The organism is Planococcus alkaliphilus (genome assembly GCF_057031095.1).
In genome coordinates this window covers 1,646,288-1,661,730 of the sequence record NZ_CM168060.1, presented here as the reverse complement: position 1 = coordinate 1,661,730, position 15,443 = coordinate 1,646,288, and the positions used below count along the sequence as shown (strand labels likewise).

The following is a 15,443-nucleotide window of genomic DNA, read 5'->3' as shown; positions in this document are numbered from 1 at the left end:
GGCGATTTGAGCATCGTAATTTAGCTTAAAATAGTCCATTTATTGGACAATTTTTAATTAATATGAATCTCTAATTCTAAATGATGCTACGGTTACTTGATTATGTTCTTCCCATATTACAGCTTCAATCTTTTTTAATTCCCAGTAAGCTCCGAAACCATATTCTTTTCCTTCCAATTCATTGAGGAGTGGTTCAATTGCAGACTCATGTTTATCCGCATCATGTGCTTTTGTAGTTTTGAAATAGAACACGATTCCCTCAAAACCTTCTACTAATCCACTAGGTATCTTGCCATACTCTACTTGAATATTATTTACGTAAAAATACTTGCTTAAGTTTGTATTAACATCGTATATTTTTGACATTCTATTTCCACCTTCACAATATAATTTCATTATCATAAATAACTTTATTCATATCATCTAGCATACTTCTCATTAGCTTCAGATCACTAAGTAAATCGTCATCATTCTCATATACTCCAAATCCCAATTTAACATGCTGCTCAATCGTGGCTACAATTTCAGCTAAACTATAGATTGATTGTCCCATTAGCGATAATTCATTTTGTGTTTCGTTTAGTTTATCTATAAGGCTCATTCTGCTTCCTCCTTATCGTACTGCAATTAACTGCTGATATAATGTTCCATGAAACTGTTCAATATTAACTGGAAACTCATCATCTTGAAGTGACTGAACATATTGATCGTACAGCCAGATGAAGTTTAATACCTCTTCTTGTTTCATGTTTGCTAGGATAATTTTGAATCTGCCTTTGGTTCTCATTATGTTTCCTCCTGAGTTATAGTTTACTTAAAACCTTTAAAATTAGATACATCTATACTTTCAATTGTCAATGTTTCATAAACAGGCTCGCCTTTTTTATTAATTCCTATGGCTGTTATTTCTACAAATTCAATAGTTTTTAAATCATTGAAAAAAACCTGATTTCTTCTTTCTGCTTCTTCTTGAATATCTCTGTCGGAAGCTAAAACTGTTAAATCTAAATTATCGTAGAAGTCTGAAAGAAAATCCTCATTGTTCTTAAACTTATAAATATATGCAAAAGTTTTATTTTTACTCGTTTTTTTTAGATTATGCGATTTTGTATTATTTATAGACATTTAAATTCTCCTTTTGTCATCCTAGAAAGCTTTTGTTTCTCTCTCTTGTGATCCGTATTCTTTTTCTACAATATACATTGTTTTCCTTATTGAGAGTTCATCAATTTGACTCTTAGTAGGTTTGCATTGCACAAGTAAGCCCTCTGAATCTTTATATCCGAGATACTGCAATATCAGCAAATTGTTGTACAGATAAAAAGCTCTGTTTGCAAAAGCTGATTCTCTATATTTGTCATTGTCTTGTTGCTTAATAGAATTCTTAATAAATTTATTAAAATATGCTGATAGCATTCCCTTTCTATTTACCTCTTCCAATTTTTCCGTATGCAAAACCTTCACTTTGTATCCCTTAAAAACTCCACCGATTTTAAATTTAACCTTCAATTCCTCATCAATACACTTTTTAGCCTCTCTTGTATTCCTGCTAAATTTCATTCTTGGATATTTGTCAATTTGAGTATATTCTTCATAAGTAATAGAATATAGTTCACACTTTTCTTTAATCCAAGTTTTAACTTTATTATATTTAATTTTTGTGATTTGTGTATCATAAGTTTTTTCTTCTTTTAATGATACTTTAACTTCGCCATTTTCAAGAATCTCTTCCTTCTTCTTTTGTGAGAATCCAATTTCGTAAAATGTATCTTGCAGCTTTATCTTTCCATTCCTTTTAAGTTGATTGAATGCAGTATCAACATAGCTTTTCGATCTTCTAACTAAATCTATATGAAACTGTTGCATAATATGTGAAACCTCTTCTGGGTCTAATGCTGAGTACTCCCTAAGAAGTACTTCTTCTAAATTGCGGTTCGTAAAATCTGTTGGCATATTAAGCAAATTAATCCAATAGCCTAAAGCTCCGTGATCTCTAAATTTAGTAATCTCTAATAAAGAGTTGAAAATGTAACTACTAATAGCTAAATCGTCTTGGTTGTATGTGTTAGTTTTCTTCTTAGGTTCTTTCTTAAGGGTTCTTTTTCTTTTACCTGTTAGTTTATACTCTCTGTCTCTTCCTTTTATTTTATTAGAGTATTCCACATTATTGTAAAGCAGCTCTAAATTTTTCTTGTGAGCGTTTAATGTTCCTACCGACTTTAATTGACCATGTTTCTTATATAGTTCAAGATGTTTCTTTGCTCCATCAATTCTGTGTCGATTGGTTAGCTTAATTGACTCTAGTTCTGAAAGTATTAATTGATCTTGATTTATAATGTTCCCCATTCATAATTCTCCCTTTGATTCTCTATTTTTGTTGTCTTCCTTTTGACCATTCAAGAAGCTCTTTATTAAATTCCTCTGTCTTCTCAAATACCCAAAAGGTTCTTTGAGTTCTATAATGCTTAGTTGTTCTAACTGGATTGAATCCTTGATTTTTCATATGTTTCATTAAGTTTATTGAAAAGCAGTCATAATATTTTTTCATTGTTATTCTCCTTTGCTTAAAAGTGTGCGTGTTAAACAATATAAAACCCTCTAAAAGCAAATGTATAAAGGGTTTTTCGGCTATAAAATTCCTCTTTTTAACACCTCTACTAAAAGAATATAATGTATAGAGGTAACAAAAAGAGGAATTTTAACTCTATTAAACGCTTATTTATAAGGCTTTTGAGCAGCTTCTAAAGTCATAACGTGCAGACCTTTTCAAATTAGAAAGTTCGCTTTCGCAAACATTTCTAATTTGGCTGTTTTTATAGTTAATTATATTATTATTTCTTTAAGGATAAAAATATCCCTACATATTCTATTATAGGCAATTCATGCAAAAAAGGTAAGTAAAAATCAGAAATAAATTAATTATTTTTATAGTTATTTTAATTATATTCTAGCAGCTTAGTAATTTCATATAATCCTTTTGATATTGTAAAACTCTGGTACAATTAGTACCACTTTTTGTACTTCCCTTTTCAAAATTAGATTCATTAAGGGGGGTGGTATCTACCTTTTTGATTTTAATATTTTCATTTTCAGAAACAAAAAAATCAAATTCAATCTCATATTTTTCCTTTTGGAAATAGGCATTTTTAATAATTTCGTTTTGCTTTAGGGAATTACCATTTTGAAATTTTCGTTTTGCTTTGGCAGACTTCTTCCATCTCCCCACTTCTACCTTACTAACAACCTCAAAGCCATTCACCTTATTGATCTCCTCTGCCTGTCTAATTGCTTCAAATGGAGTCAACGCATCTAAATAGCAAATAAGCTGCTCATAGCTCTCACTGTCCAATGTATATGATTCTAATGCTTGCATAAGTATTCCTCCAATATATCGTTATAGTTTATGTATATGGAAAGCATAAAGCCTTCCAGTTATCCATTGTATGTCATATGTTCATTACGAATCTCTTTAGGATATGGTTTATATACTTCTGAATAGATATATGGCTTAAAGATGATTACTCCGGTATCTGTATGAAGATAATGATGTTCAACCAAGCAGCCTTCATGAATATCTAAGTATACTTTAGCATCATGTGGAATTTCAGATGAATGTCTAAATGTAATTTCCTCTAATGTTCCATATGCTTTATAGACTCTGGATGTGCCACGTCTAACTGAGTTGATTTCCTGAGTGAATTCTAATTCGACATTCATCCGATTGAGGAAATTGATATATCCATTGGTTGTGCTGAATGCTTTGTATAGCTTCCCATCCTTATTAATTAGAAATTGATATCTTGCTGATGGATGTGATTGATCATAAGCTACAATTGTGAATAGATGATTCTTCATTTGATTACCCTCTTTCTGTTTTAGTTGGATTACCTTCTGTAGAAATTTACATGAGAAATGAATGTGCTGCTTGACTGGTATGGTGTGTTGTCGATTGCTTGATGACTGAGTTGCTCAATGTTTAATTGAGTTGGTTAGCAATCTATTAAGTAAACTATAATACATTTTATGATGAATAGCAATAGTGAGTATAAAATTTGTGGATTTTTTTTGCTGATTGATTGGATTGTGTGAAGGATTAGTGGATTGCTGCGGAAATTTAGCTGAAATGATGAAATGAGAAATGGACATGCGAAAACACCAGTGTACAAAGGGACTTTTTAGGCTAATTATGCAATAAAACAGGAGTTTTAAAGGAATGTGAGTTGATTAGAGATGTGAGGTGAATTTGTGAGTATTTGTGTGAGATTGTGCGTAGGATCGCCAGAATTAACTCTGAGAGGCTTAGAATGGTATGTGTGAAGTAAATATCTGTAGCTAATAAAGTTGTGAGCTGTTATGCTGATTGAAATGAGAATCTATAGGCTGCCAACTTCGAAGCACGGATTTGGGCGAGCTGTTATACAATTTGAAATGAATTTCTATATAGGTAAAAAGTCCCAGCTCTAATTTCAGATTGCTGTTATACGATTTCAAATGAACTCCCTAGGGAAAAATAAATTATGCAAATTTTTGAGCGGATAAAATCAAATTGTGTCAATTATATACAATATTATGACAATTGTATATAATTTAATCGATATTTATAATAATAATTTGATATATTTTATATTTTTTATCATATATTTAATAAAATTAGTCCATATAATGTGCTGCAAACTACCATTTTTAACTATTCATAGCTTTATGAATGAAATATATAACCTAATTCCTGCTTATGCTTGCTTATGTATCTATCATTAATCTATTACGCTAAAATTTTTCTTATATAGATCAATCACGGATAAAATTTTTCGGATATATTCCCCTTTCTGCTAAAAATTTTTGTGAAAATACCCTTTCTGCTAACATATATAACCGTATATAATCCTGTATAGCTATCAGATCAGTTTTAAATAGCCATGAAACTATGATTTATAAGGGTTTATCGTGTTACCTGGCATGGCTAAAATGATAGTTTAAATTGAGTTTCTACCTATTATATAGCGTTTTAGTTTGCATTAATTTAATAGATTGATCGAATAACTGAAAAGGTTATATAATAAATGTAATTAATTGAATAAATTATAACACTTTATTGTTTACATCTATTCTAGTTGTGGTATACTATTATTAAGAGTTAGGAACACGAACAACTTACATAACAGATCAGAAAGGAATGGTAAAAATGAAAATAACTATAAAAGCTTATGAATTTATGAACAACTTATACTTAACTAAACAGGAAGCAGATTTTGAGCGTGAAGGTTGGGAACATAAAGAAAAAGTAAAAACAGTTTACTTATCAATTGATCTGTACCAATATGAATTAGTTAAAAGTAAACGACTAGTGAGACAACGTGTAGAATGGCTGGAAAGTTTAAATTTAGAAAGATATGAGTTTAAAGAACATGCTGACAGTGAAACGGATCAAGAAAACAGTTTAAAAATAAATTAAAAAAGTTTCAAATATCTATTGAACAAACTATAAAAAGATGCTATAATAAATTTAAGAGTTAAGGAAGTAAGCAGATCAAACAAAAACTATAACATGAAAGAAGGGTTTTATTATGACAAACAAAACAGAGTATAAAATAGTTCATAGTAATACAGATGTTAAAAAACTTTGGTACTTAGCAAAAAACGGAATCTTTTCACACAAAACAATTGAAAACATTTTTAAAAATGAAAGTAGTGATTCAATTATTTTCAACAGTAAAGCAAGCTATGAAAAGTTTAAACGCTTTGAATTTTCTACCTTTGCAATGTACTTAAATAAATAAACTATAAAATTAATATTTTAAAATATGAAAAACAAAAAATAGATGAAAGAAGGAATTAAATTATGAGAAGAATTGAAATTGAAACTGGTTACATCCCAGAAATGGATAACACGGTAATATGTGAAACAGTTTACATCCACGATCAAATAATATCTACAACTATTAAAGGTTTCTACTATGGAACACCAAATGAAGAAGATACTAAAATTTACAATACTGGCGATGTAACTGCAACGTATGATTGAGAATGAGTTAACAATATTATAAACTTATACTCTACTCTTATAAAAAAAACGAAAGAAGGAATTCAAATGGAAAACAAATTTGTATCTTATCTAAGTTTAGTTGCACAAGATTTACAAGAAGATGATTTAACAGAAAGAGAAATAGCAGATTACATCAAAGATAACTTTGAAGAACTTTTCAACTATAGCCAAATGACGAATGAAGAGCTGGAAAAAGATATTTTCAAAGAAGATAAATAATCCTTTAAAGGTATTTTAACTTATCCCCTACCCTGCCAATGGATCAAACAAAAAAATAAAAAATAGAATGGAGCAAAATAAAATGACTAAAAACAAAAACATCGTATCAGAATTTACAGCTAACATTGAAGGCAAGGAAATGAACATAATAAGAATTTACAATGATGTAAACGGAAATCCTCGCTATGTTGTCCACTTCTTAGACTTAGGAGTTAAAATGGATGATTACGGCAAAATTAAAGGATTAAGTAAATATACAGCTAAATGGTTTGGTGGTGGATATGTGATCCAATCATACAACATTCAAGAAGATTTAAAGTATGCAATTGAAACTGTAAACAATTATTATAAAAAATCTTAATTAAATCACTTATAATAATAGAAAGAAGGTAAATAGAATGGATAGAAAAGACATTCACATAATACAAGCCGATATCATTTATAAAGCTTTGCATTATGTATGTAAACATGAAGGTATTCCAGTAAGCAATGAATTAGAGGAAGTGTTTACTGTATTAAGTGAAATGAATCCGGCTGATACTAATGCAAGCGATTGTGTAGATGTAATGGCAAGTTTAGCAAACTTTATTAAAACGCATGAAACATATGCAGAATACTTCAATGAAGGGAATGAAGAAGATGAAAATTAACCTAACTAAAAAACCATATATCAATTTAAATAAAAAAGCTGGAAATGGAAATGCAATTTGTTCGGCTGATTGGAAAATAATAAAATTGAGATTGAATTTGAGAAAGTAAAACTATAACTAATTGGAGGAATTAATAATGAATACTATAACAATAAGTAAAGATAATAGCTTTAGTGCTACTAACAAAAGAGATGTAACTATAGATAAAGAAACAATGACTTATGAGTTGAAAAAGTTCTTTAAGTGGAAAACACCAACAAAAAGATACAATACTTTCATTGAAAGGTACTTCTCCTTAGGCTCTAGTGATTACGACAGATTTGCAAATTATCTAATTGAGCAAGGTTACTAATTATTAAACTAAAAATACTAATTTATCGGGTAATACAAAAAACTAAAAATGAATGGAGAATGATCAATATGACATTTACTAAACTTACTTACTTGCATACAGATACTTTTGAAGATGAAGGAATTAAAGAAATTAAGTTTTCCGCTAACTTTGAAAAAGAAGAGTTAGAAAATACTACTATTGAAATATGGAAAAGTGAAGAAAATACAGATGTTCTAATGGTATGCAATGAAACAAATGATACTAACTATGTAAGCAATGAAGAAAAGAATTTTGTTCTTAATTTCGCAAATGAAAATAACTTATTATAAAACTAAACTTTTAAAGGTTATATAAACTAAAAAACTAACTCATAGAATGGAGAAAATAAAATGAAAACAAACATACTTGGATATTATACAGATCACAACTTACAAAGTGAAGAATTGAGCGCAAAAACTGTATTTGTAGTATTTGAAGTTGAAGGCGATAACGTAACTTATATTTATTCCCCTACTGAACAGCACAATGAATTGAAAGATAAAGCTTATTTAGATGAATGTGAAAAGATTACAGTAAATCAATACAAAGAGTTAGGAAAACTATTTTATACGCCTGTAGAATACTTAAAATAAAACTATAAAAAGAAAAGGAATGATATTAAATGAATGCAATAATAATAACCGGATTATCTAAAACACTTGAAAGACTAAACTATTATAAGTATCTAATACTACTTACATGGTTCTTTATGGCTTGCTTGTTTATCGGATTGGTATAAATATACTAAATAGAAAAGGAATGGTTTAAATGATAATACTAATTAAAAAACCGTTTATTAATCTCACTAAGAAAAAAGGAAATGCAAAAGGAATAATAATAAGTGAGTCTATCAAACAATACATTAAGAAAGAAGGAACAATAATATGAAGATCAACCTATTTGTAAATGTAAAAGTAGAAAATGGTCGTGTGAGTATTAATAGAATTATCTTTAATGATGATATTGAAGAACATTATCAAAACAGCTTAGATTTTGCCCAACAATTTGAAAACGATAAATTTGAAACTTTAGAAGGCTATAAACTTTCATTCTTGAATATTGACATTAAACCGGATAGACGGAAAAAGAATATTACTGATAAAGAAGTATTTAAAGAATTAGTGAATCAAAACTATGCAATGAAACATAGTGATAATATTTTTGGCGGTATTTACTCCCCTACTTCTAAACTAACAGATAAACTTGAAACTCAATTGAATCAGCGTAGAGAATTAATTAAGAATGGTGAATTTGTAACTTTACAGACTGCATAAACTAAACTATACGAAAAGGAATGATTAGAATGATTAAGAAAACATTATCAATAATAGCATTAAGTGGTGCAATGATTACAGGTGGCTATCTATTTAGTATTGATAACAGTACAATTGAAAATGGAAAATTGGTAGAACAAAATACAGTAGATCAAACTGAAACGGTTGCTTATGAATCTAATACCATTAGTGAAGAATTTATAGTAACAGAAGTAACTGAACATATTGTTAGAGGTGAATTGGTAAACGGACAAGGTGAAGGAATCTATTATGAATTGAATGATGAAGATATAAAGGAACATGAAGCATTTTATAATCTTGCTACTAATGATTTAATCATGATTGAATGGACAACAGACAATTATAATGCTGGCAATTGGACAGATATCGAAAGAGTAACATATAATAAGAATGGTAATATTAGTGATAGTGTGAATGTAATTGGTATGAATGAATGAACAAAGGTAAACGATATGTAATTGTAAGCATAAAGCGTGATGATGTAGTGTTCATTGATTATATTGATAAGACTATAGGTAAGACTGTAGATGATGAAATGGATAAGATCGTATTAGATAGAGGTGAGCCATTGAGTGTTGACATGAATATGAATAGCACCGGATTGATTGAACTAGGATATTGGAATAAGAAGTATAAGCTTCATGAAACAGTATTGATATGCTATGGTTATGATTGAATTGAATTGATATATGATTGATTAAGTTATGCTCGCATGACTTCGCATAGACTAAACAGAAAAGGAATGATTGATAATGTTTAACACATTGAAGATAGGTAAAATAGATAAAGCTGTACAGGAATTAGTAGATAGCTATAAGCATGATAATATTGAATTGGATCAAGAAACATTGAAAGATTGGATTAGTGAGGCATCTGATTATGATTGCATTAGTAAGTATGAATTAATGAAAATTAATAGCTATCTTATTGAGAATGGTACAAGTATGGATAATCTTATTAAAGTATATAGCTATCTGAATAGTAGTATCACATTGTTGAGTGAAGATGAGTAGCTGAATGAAAGGATTGATAGAGATTGATATGATTGTGATTAAGTATAGATTGATTGAACATGATGTGAACATGATTAGATATAGAATGATTAGATTGATTCGTAATGGATTGAATGAACCGGATAAAGGAATGAATAGGAATAGAGTTAAAAGCCTGTATGATTGATTGTATGACTTGTAATGAGTCGTGTGGTTAGTTGTATAGGCTTATTTTATTTGCATTGATTTATGCTTATATGAATATGTGATTGTGCTATTCTATATTTGATATTTTGATATATGATATTTTGATTGTACTATTCTTAGCTATAATATAAGTAGTGAATGAGATTATATATTATACCTAACTTAGTACAAATTGAATGATACAACCATAGTGAAACTACGGCTGATTGATCGGATTGATTGATTTGATATTTGAATATGGGAATTGTGAAATTTGATATGTGATATGGGAAATTTGATTTGATTGGATAAGCTGGAATGATGTGATATGGATTGATTATATATGATACTGTATGATGTATAGTATAAGGTGATAAGCTTTTCTTATTGATAATATGAATAGTGATAAGTATAGTTTATTGTAAGAGCTAGGATTTGAGTCGCCTGTTATATATCGAATAGAACAGATATAAGAAAAAATTTAATAGTATAAGATGAAAATTTTTAAATTGGATATAGTTTATAGTTGACAGATTTATATAATGTATGGTATGGATTGCTGCAAATTTGATACGGATTAGATCAATTATAAGGATGAATATAAGAAAAGTTACATAATGACTATTATAGAACCTTTATAAAGCCTTATATATAAGGGTGGGGCATGGTTTCAGTTATAGGAACAATTGTTCTAATTGTATGGCAGCCACCACACTGAACTCGCTACTCTATTAATTCTGCAACTCCGATACGATAAATATTTCCAATAAATTTCCATATTGAATTTCCAATCTCATCCAATTTTCATCAATATTTTCACTCATCTCATTTTCCCTTCAAATTTCACCAATTTTCATCTCGAAATCCCTCTCGTCACAGTCCGAGTCAACCCTATATTTTCCCATCATATTCATATCACCAATTTCACCTAAATTACCCTTCTCCGTCATATTCCATCAAATTTCATCTCATAGTCCCCTATTCTCCTAGCTTCATCCGAGTTCCATTCAATCACATCACATATGCCATATCTCACATATCCATAATCCTCTCCAATCCATCATTCCCAAATCATCATAAATCCCATACAAACCCCATCATATCTCCATCTAATCATCTCTCAATCCTATTCAATTTCATTCATATTTATCAATCTCACTCGTCAATCAAATTTCATCATGTCGGATCAATTTTACCTTCGAGTCCAATTTTCTATTCATCGTATTTCAATCTAATTATCATCCTTCAAGCCTATATTATTCAGCAGTTTCACATAATTCATTATCAATTAATCTAATTTTGTCACCCTGTTTCTATCACACCATTTAAATTTTCAACTCAATCTCATCCTCAATCTCATCCCAACTATATCTCACATCACAGAATCAAAATTTCAATACAAATTTAACTCCTGAAGCTCTCCTAATCATATTTCCTAACTCATACTCATCAACTAGCTATCTCTCGTCTAGGATTAACTGAGAATTAAATTTAGCTATGTTGATCATATTTGTAATTTATATGTATAATTTCAATTTCAATCATGCAGCTAAATTAATCTCACAGTTCCAATACAATCATCCTAACTCTATCATTCTACTCAGCATACCTCTATAAGCCTCTCTCGTACTCCTGAGCAAGCCTTAGCATCATTCCCTAATCAGACTTCATTCTCATACTACAATCAATTTAATCCTATTCAGATTTGACCATTCTATTCATTCACCCTATAGAGGGGGCACATGTTTCAGTAAATAGAAAAAGAAGCAGCCTATATAGACTACCTCTCTAATTTGGATCATATATATTTTTCATCTCACATTTTAATTTTAATTTCATCTGCTTACTATCTTATGCTCACACACATCATTTTTTAATAGCTATTTAATTCTCTGAGGTTGATTAGGATGATAAATGAGCAATCACCTTAGAATTGACAACGCATCTCTGAGGCTTATATTTGTATTGAATATGAGGTGTCACTTTTATTGTGTAATTTCAACCTAACTAATTTAATTCTATCAACGCAATGGGTATGGGAAATGCTAGGCGAGTGTTGCGGTCTTTGCAACCTCGTCTTTTCCCATCTTGAAAGCTAATCAATTTAATTAAAAATAGCAAAAGGTTACGTTTCGTGCATATATAATAATTAATCTTATATATTATAATATATATATATATAAATAATAAAGGCTCAGTTATTATGTTGTCATAAAACGTAACCTTTTGAAACTGCACAAAACGTAACCTTTCCTTTCGTACCAAGGGTTCAAGCATCATTTCTCACATAATATTGACGGACAATCTGATAACTGTTTCGTTTACCTTGAAATTTATGTTTCTGCTCTTTATGAATCAATCCCACTTTAACTAGTTCACTTGCTATCTTCGTAACTCTTCGCTCATGCCACAATGTAATATCAGCTAAAGTTTCATTTCCAATTTCAAACGTAGAGTTCTGATTAAAGTGTATAGACTTATCTTCAATGTATTTTAATATTGCATATAGATAGAATCCAGCACATCCTAGTTGACTATTATTCATACAGATATGAAATACATAAGCTGATACACTATGACTGTCATCTACATTCCAAAAGTAACCATCGTCAATCCCATTCCCAATATGAATAACTGGAGCTTTAACTGAATACTTTAATGGCTTATTGGATTTAATCATCCGCTGATCAGACTTATTAAATTCACTTAGCATGGTGAAAGCTAAATCATCTTTATCCTTCTGATCCCAACTTACCGGATAATCTGTTGCATATTCAGTAAGTCCAACCTTATCTAAAAGTCCATTCTTCTTGATTAAATAATCTAAACGTTTTTCATCGGGATTATATTTTAACAATTGCTTAATATCCTTTTGAGTTACATTGAGTTGATAATACTTTGCATATCTCCAGAGATACACTAGCAGCCAATAGTAAGCATAGATGAACTCCTGATGCTGATTAGATTTCACAGCACCAGATAGAGTCCACTCTTTTAGATTCCTGAACAATTTATTGGGCATCTGAATTGTTCGGTTTAATTCATCCTCATAGTCAAACAGCTTCACTTAATCATCTCCATATTATTATAGTTTACTCTTTTAGACTTTCAATAAGTTAACCTCCTCTGCACGAATCATATCTTGTAGGAATGTTCGTCTGGATTGGCTACTATCTGTTTTGATAGCTGAAAATAAAGCATTGTTCTCAACTAATGCTACACCTTTAATTGATGTTCTTGTCATAGCTGTATATACCAATTGCTTAGACAATAATTTATATGCGCCATAATCTAAGGCAAACACAACATTCTTAATACTACTTCCCTGTAGCTTATGAACGGTAGCTGCGTATGCCATTTCGATCTTATCTAGCTCAGATTCAGTCAATGGAATAATTCCATCAAAACCATCTAATCGGATGGATACTAATTTATTATCTTTATCAATCGTATCAATATATCCGAGAGTGCCATTGAAGAAATCAAATTCATAAGGAGTCATATACTTCTTAGCTTCTGAATCTTTCATATAAGCTGTTTCTTCTTTTGTAAAATGATATTCCTGAATTGTATCAAACTTATATTTCTTATAAGCGTTACCTTGAGTGATAATCTTATCCCCTTCTCTATATTCATATCCATTTCGGTTAAGAGAAGGTTTGGATAAATCGTTGAATATTGCTTGCAGCTTATTGTTGAGATTCTTAACGCTAAGATTGCCTCGTTCTTTGTTAGCTACAATCACTTGGAAATCATATAGGTCTTCAGGTGAGTGAATTCTAGATTTATAAGCTTTAGCAATATTGATAATGTCACTAGGAATAGCATCTTTATTGTGATAGCTAATTACAGTCTGATCCTGTAATTCTCCAAATGTTTCATTCTTAGATTCATTGTAACCAAATACTTGATTGCCTTCTCGAATACTATTGGCAAGACTTAAGATTCCTGATTTAGCTGCTTGTCTATGAACCTTGGTTAATTCAAACTTAGGGAATGAATTTGTTGCAAGCAAGTCACGTAATACATCACCATATCCAATTGCAGGAAGCTGACCACTATCTCCTACTATAATTAACTTAGAACCAGTTTTAACAGCAGAGATTACATTATAAATCAATGAAACATTAATCATTGATACTTCATCTAGTACAACCACATCGAAAGGTAATGGTGAACCCTCTTTGTAGATGAAATCTCCTTCTTGAAATCCTAACATCCGGTGAATAGTAGATGCTTCAATCCCCCGTTGAGACAATACGTTTACAGCTTTACCTGATAATGCAGCAGTCATATAGTTTGTTGTACCAAGTGAATCAATCAAACCTTTTACTGTTGCAGATTTACCTGAGCCAGCTAAACCATTCAATATCATAACTCCATGCTGAGAGCCTTCGATAATTGCGTTGGCTTGTTCTTCTGTGAAACTATATCCTTGATAAACTTCTGTTTCTTTAATCTTAAATTGGATATCCTTAATACTTGGTGGTTTAAATCCATTCTTGATTCGGAGTAAATGATCAAGCACACTCTGTTCTTTCCTACGGATATATGCAATAGCCACTACATCTCCACTTTGATAAATGACTGATTGCGGAATAGCTTCTAGAACCTTATTAACATCATTCATCGACATAGATAGCATATCAGCACAGGACTCTAGCAGCTTATCTCTAATTGACCACGTATGTCCCTCATTGGTATCTTCTCTTAGTTTGTAAATGACGGCAGCTTGGATTCTTGTTTTACTGTTAGGATCATCTCCACGTTTTAAGGCAATTTCATCTACCGTCTTGAATCCAAATGATTTGATGTCACATAAGGAATAGATATTGGAATCAATTGCTTGTAATGCTAATTCTGGTGATTTGAAATGTTCAACAATCTTGCTGAGTTTATTCGTAGAGATTTGTAAATCAGATAATTTAGCTATTAAAACAGATAGCTGCATATTGCTTTCGATGTTCTCTTTAATCTTAGTGAGTGTTGGAGCTTTGATTCCTTTAGTCTTATTCACATCCACTTTATCAGCAAGAATGAAATCAACTAGCTTTTCATTTGGATATGCTTTCTTGAGTGTATCGAATTGATTACCTGTAAGAATTTCTCGTAGAAACTTATCCTGTGAGTCCGATGAATCTAATTTCTCTGCTTCCACTTTTACAATCTTATAGTATTTACCGTACTTAGGATGATCGTATGAACCATCAAGGATGACGTTGTACTTCTCCCCTTCTGCAAGTTTTCGTGTATCACCTTGCATTGAGAAGCTACCAAAACTACCCCTTTCTAATTCAGTGTTGTATCCGGTAATGTCAAAGCCATAGATGCCCCACATCTTTTCGTTATTATAGAATACTTGCTTCTGGACAACTACTTCTAACTCAAACTCTTTAGTCATTTAATTACCCCTTTATCATTATAGTTTGCTTAATATGAAACATTTTAGACATGAAGATACACGTCTATCTTTATATTATAAGCAGATGGAATCAGGAATGCAAGGATTAATTGAATAAAGTATAAAAATATTTAATTTATTTTTCAAATTCGCTTACCTTTTTTACGTAAGTTGCCTATAATAGAATGTAGAAGGAATTATTTACAAGAGAAAGGCTTCCTCTTATGAGGAATGTTAATTAAATAAACTATAAATATATAATTAGATAGATAGCAGGGGGAATA

The 15,443-nt window shown here is 30.5% G+C and carries 22 protein-coding genes; 12 read left to right on the top strand and 10 right to left on the bottom strand.

The genetic code is table 11. The features are described from left to right. Nucleotides 1–57: 57 nt before the first annotated feature. The 8 genes from AC2EXB_RS08620 to AC2EXB_RS08585 all read right to left on the bottom strand — a co-directional run bounded on the left by AC2EXB_RS08620 (nt 58) and on the right by AC2EXB_RS08585 (nt 3,855). On the bottom strand, nt 58–366 hold the full coding sequence (locus AC2EXB_RS08620; RefSeq protein ID WP_483604436.1) for a hypothetical protein: 309 nt from the start codon (nt 364–366) through the stop codon (nt 58–60). A 13-nt stretch (nt 367–379) separates the two neighbouring features. Continuing rightward, entirely contained in the window at nt 380–601 is a 222-nt protein-coding gene (locus tag AC2EXB_RS08615) for a hypothetical protein (protein WP_483604435.1), read from the bottom strand. Nucleotides 602–613: 12 nt separating this feature from the next. Next, the gene (locus AC2EXB_RS08610; protein WP_483604434.1) at nt 614–787 is read right to left on the bottom strand and encodes a hypothetical protein; all 174 of its coding nucleotides are present in this window, start codon (nt 785–787) and stop codon (nt 614–616) included. Between the two features lie 23 nt (nt 788–810). Continuing rightward, nucleotides 811–1,125: a hypothetical protein gene (locus AC2EXB_RS08605; RefSeq protein WP_483604433.1), complete on the bottom strand. Its 315-nt coding sequence runs from the start codon at nt 1,123–1,125 to the stop codon at nt 811–813. A gap of 21 nt (nt 1,126–1,146) precedes the next feature. Beyond that, entirely contained in the window at nt 1,147–2,346 is a 1,200-nt protein-coding gene (locus AC2EXB_RS08600; protein WP_483604432.1) for a hypothetical protein, read from the bottom strand. 22 nt (nt 2,347–2,368) lie between these two features. Then, a complete protein-coding gene (locus AC2EXB_RS08595) occupies nt 2,369–2,548 on the bottom strand; it encodes a DUF5659 domain-containing protein (protein WP_483604431.1) in 180 nt (59 codons plus the stop codon). Between the two features lie 399 nt (nt 2,549–2,947). Then, entirely contained in the window at nt 2,948–3,373 is a 426-nt protein-coding gene (locus AC2EXB_RS08590; RefSeq protein WP_483604430.1) for a hypothetical protein, read from the bottom strand. A gap of 59 nt (nt 3,374–3,432) precedes the next feature. Then, nucleotides 3,433–3,855, bottom strand: a complete 423-nt coding sequence (locus AC2EXB_RS08585; RefSeq protein WP_483604429.1) for a hypothetical protein — start codon at nt 3,853–3,855, stop codon at nt 3,433–3,435. A gap of 1,327 nt (nt 3,856–5,182) precedes the next feature. Between AC2EXB_RS08585 and AC2EXB_RS08580 the strand changes: the two genes are divergently transcribed. The 12 genes from AC2EXB_RS08580 (at nt 5,183) to AC2EXB_RS08525 (ending at nt 9,593) form a co-directional block, all read left to right on the top strand. Beyond that, entirely contained in the window at nt 5,183–5,452 is a 270-nt protein-coding gene (locus AC2EXB_RS08580; protein WP_483604428.1) for a hypothetical protein, read from the top strand. A gap of 112 nt (nt 5,453–5,564) precedes the next feature. Further along, a complete protein-coding gene (locus AC2EXB_RS08575) occupies nt 5,565–5,777 on the top strand; it encodes a hypothetical protein (protein ID WP_483604427.1) in 213 nt (70 codons plus the stop codon). Nucleotides 5,778–5,839: 62 nt separating this feature from the next. Beyond that, the gene (locus AC2EXB_RS08570) at nt 5,840–6,022 is read left to right on the top strand and encodes a hypothetical protein (RefSeq protein ID WP_483604426.1); all 183 of its coding nucleotides are present in this window, start codon (nt 5,840–5,842) and stop codon (nt 6,020–6,022) included. A gap of 66 nt (nt 6,023–6,088) precedes the next feature. Then, nucleotides 6,089–6,262 carry a hypothetical protein gene (locus AC2EXB_RS08565; protein ID WP_483604425.1) on the top strand — a complete coding sequence of 58 codons (174 nt, stop codon included), beginning with the start codon at nt 6,089–6,091 and terminating at the stop codon, nt 6,260–6,262. A gap of 82 nt (nt 6,263–6,344) precedes the next feature. Next, nucleotides 6,345–6,623 (top strand): hypothetical protein, encoded by a 279-nt coding sequence (locus AC2EXB_RS08560; RefSeq protein WP_483604424.1) that lies wholly within the window; start codon nt 6,345–6,347, stop codon nt 6,621–6,623. Nucleotides 6,624–6,660: 37 nt separating this feature from the next. Further along, nucleotides 6,661–6,912 carry a hypothetical protein gene (locus AC2EXB_RS08555; protein ID WP_483604423.1) on the top strand — a complete coding sequence of 84 codons (252 nt, stop codon included), beginning with the start codon at nt 6,661–6,663 and terminating at the stop codon, nt 6,910–6,912. A gap of 136 nt (nt 6,913–7,048) precedes the next feature. Continuing rightward, nucleotides 7,049–7,264: a hypothetical protein gene (locus AC2EXB_RS08550; RefSeq protein WP_483604422.1), complete on the top strand. Its 216-nt coding sequence runs from the start codon at nt 7,049–7,051 to the stop codon at nt 7,262–7,264. Between the two features lie 68 nt (nt 7,265–7,332). Beyond that, the gene (locus tag AC2EXB_RS08545; protein ID WP_483604421.1) at nt 7,333–7,575 is read left to right on the top strand and encodes a hypothetical protein; all 243 of its coding nucleotides are present in this window, start codon (nt 7,333–7,335) and stop codon (nt 7,573–7,575) included. Nucleotides 7,576–7,635: 60 nt separating this feature from the next. Beyond that, the gene (locus tag AC2EXB_RS08540) at nt 7,636–7,878 is read left to right on the top strand and encodes a hypothetical protein (RefSeq protein WP_483604420.1); all 243 of its coding nucleotides are present in this window, start codon (nt 7,636–7,638) and stop codon (nt 7,876–7,878) included. A gap of 291 nt (nt 7,879–8,169) precedes the next feature. After that, on the top strand, nt 8,170–8,559 hold the full coding sequence (locus AC2EXB_RS08535) for a hypothetical protein (protein WP_483604419.1): 390 nt from the start codon (nt 8,170–8,172) through the stop codon (nt 8,557–8,559). A 29-nt stretch (nt 8,560–8,588) separates the two neighbouring features. Continuing rightward, the gene (locus AC2EXB_RS08530) at nt 8,589–9,017 is read left to right on the top strand and encodes a hypothetical protein (RefSeq protein ID WP_483604418.1); all 429 of its coding nucleotides are present in this window, start codon (nt 8,589–8,591) and stop codon (nt 9,015–9,017) included. Between the two features lie 315 nt (nt 9,018–9,332). Further along, complete coding sequence (locus AC2EXB_RS08525) at nt 9,333–9,593, top strand: hypothetical protein (protein WP_483604417.1); 261 nt, start codon at nt 9,333–9,335, stop codon at nt 9,591–9,593. A gap of 2,434 nt (nt 9,594–12,027) precedes the next feature. Here AC2EXB_RS08525 and AC2EXB_RS08520 read toward each other — a convergent pair. Continuing rightward, nucleotides 12,028–12,825: a hypothetical protein gene (locus tag AC2EXB_RS08520; RefSeq protein WP_483604416.1), complete on the bottom strand. Its 798-nt coding sequence runs from the start codon at nt 12,823–12,825 to the stop codon at nt 12,028–12,030. 33 nt (nt 12,826–12,858) lie between these two features. Then, nucleotides 12,859–15,159 (bottom strand): AAA family ATPase, encoded by a 2,301-nt coding sequence (locus tag AC2EXB_RS08515; RefSeq protein WP_483604415.1) that lies wholly within the window; start codon nt 15,157–15,159, stop codon nt 12,859–12,861. Nucleotides 15,160–15,443 lie beyond the last annotated feature (284 nt).

Bases quoted from the DNA above. Each gene is read 5' to 3' on its own strand.
- AC2EXB_RS08620 (WP_483604436.1), bottom strand. From the start codon at position 366: ATGTCAAAAATATACGATGTTAATACAAACTTAAGCAAGTATTTTTAC.
- AC2EXB_RS08615 (WP_483604435.1), bottom strand. From the start codon at position 601: ATGAGCCTTATAGATAAACTAAACGAAACACAAAATGAATTATCGCTA.
- AC2EXB_RS08610 (WP_483604434.1), bottom strand. From the start codon at position 787: ATGAGAACCAAAGGCAGATTCAAAATTATCCTAGCAAACATGAAACAA.
- AC2EXB_RS08605 (WP_483604433.1), bottom strand. From the start codon at position 1,125: ATGTCTATAAATAATACAAAATCGCATAATCTAAAAAAAACGAGTAAA.
- AC2EXB_RS08600 (WP_483604432.1), bottom strand. From the start codon at position 2,346: ATGGGGAACATTATAAATCAAGATCAATTAATACTTTCAGAACTAGAG.
- AC2EXB_RS08595 (WP_483604431.1), bottom strand. From the start codon at position 2,548: ATGAAAAAATATTATGACTGCTTTTCAATAAACTTAATGAAACATATG.
- AC2EXB_RS08590 (WP_483604430.1), bottom strand. From the start codon at position 3,373: ATGCAAGCATTAGAATCATATACATTGGACAGTGAGAGCTATGAGCAG.
- AC2EXB_RS08585 (WP_483604429.1), bottom strand. From the start codon at position 3,855: ATGAAGAATCATCTATTCACAATTGTAGCTTATGATCAATCACATCCA.
- AC2EXB_RS08580 (WP_483604428.1), top strand. From the start codon at position 5,183: ATGAAAATAACTATAAAAGCTTATGAATTTATGAACAACTTATACTTA.
- AC2EXB_RS08575 (WP_483604427.1), top strand. From the start codon at position 5,565: ATGACAAACAAAACAGAGTATAAAATAGTTCATAGTAATACAGATGTT.
- AC2EXB_RS08570 (WP_483604426.1), top strand. From the start codon at position 5,840: ATGAGAAGAATTGAAATTGAAACTGGTTACATCCCAGAAATGGATAAC.
- AC2EXB_RS08565 (WP_483604425.1), top strand. From the start codon at position 6,089: ATGGAAAACAAATTTGTATCTTATCTAAGTTTAGTTGCACAAGATTTA.
- AC2EXB_RS08560 (WP_483604424.1), top strand. From the start codon at position 6,345: ATGACTAAAAACAAAAACATCGTATCAGAATTTACAGCTAACATTGAA.
- AC2EXB_RS08555 (WP_483604423.1), top strand. From the start codon at position 6,661: ATGGATAGAAAAGACATTCACATAATACAAGCCGATATCATTTATAAA.
- AC2EXB_RS08550 (WP_483604422.1), top strand. From the start codon at position 7,049: ATGAATACTATAACAATAAGTAAAGATAATAGCTTTAGTGCTACTAAC.
- AC2EXB_RS08545 (WP_483604421.1), top strand. From the start codon at position 7,333: ATGACATTTACTAAACTTACTTACTTGCATACAGATACTTTTGAAGAT.
- AC2EXB_RS08540 (WP_483604420.1), top strand. From the start codon at position 7,636: ATGAAAACAAACATACTTGGATATTATACAGATCACAACTTACAAAGT.
- AC2EXB_RS08535 (WP_483604419.1), top strand. From the start codon at position 8,170: ATGAAGATCAACCTATTTGTAAATGTAAAAGTAGAAAATGGTCGTGTG.
- AC2EXB_RS08530 (WP_483604418.1), top strand. From the start codon at position 8,589: ATGATTAAGAAAACATTATCAATAATAGCATTAAGTGGTGCAATGATT.
- AC2EXB_RS08525 (WP_483604417.1), top strand. From the start codon at position 9,333: ATGTTTAACACATTGAAGATAGGTAAAATAGATAAAGCTGTACAGGAA.
- AC2EXB_RS08515 (WP_483604415.1), bottom strand. From the start codon at position 15,159: ATGACTAAAGAGTTTGAGTTAGAAGTAGTTGTCCAGAAGCAAGTATTC.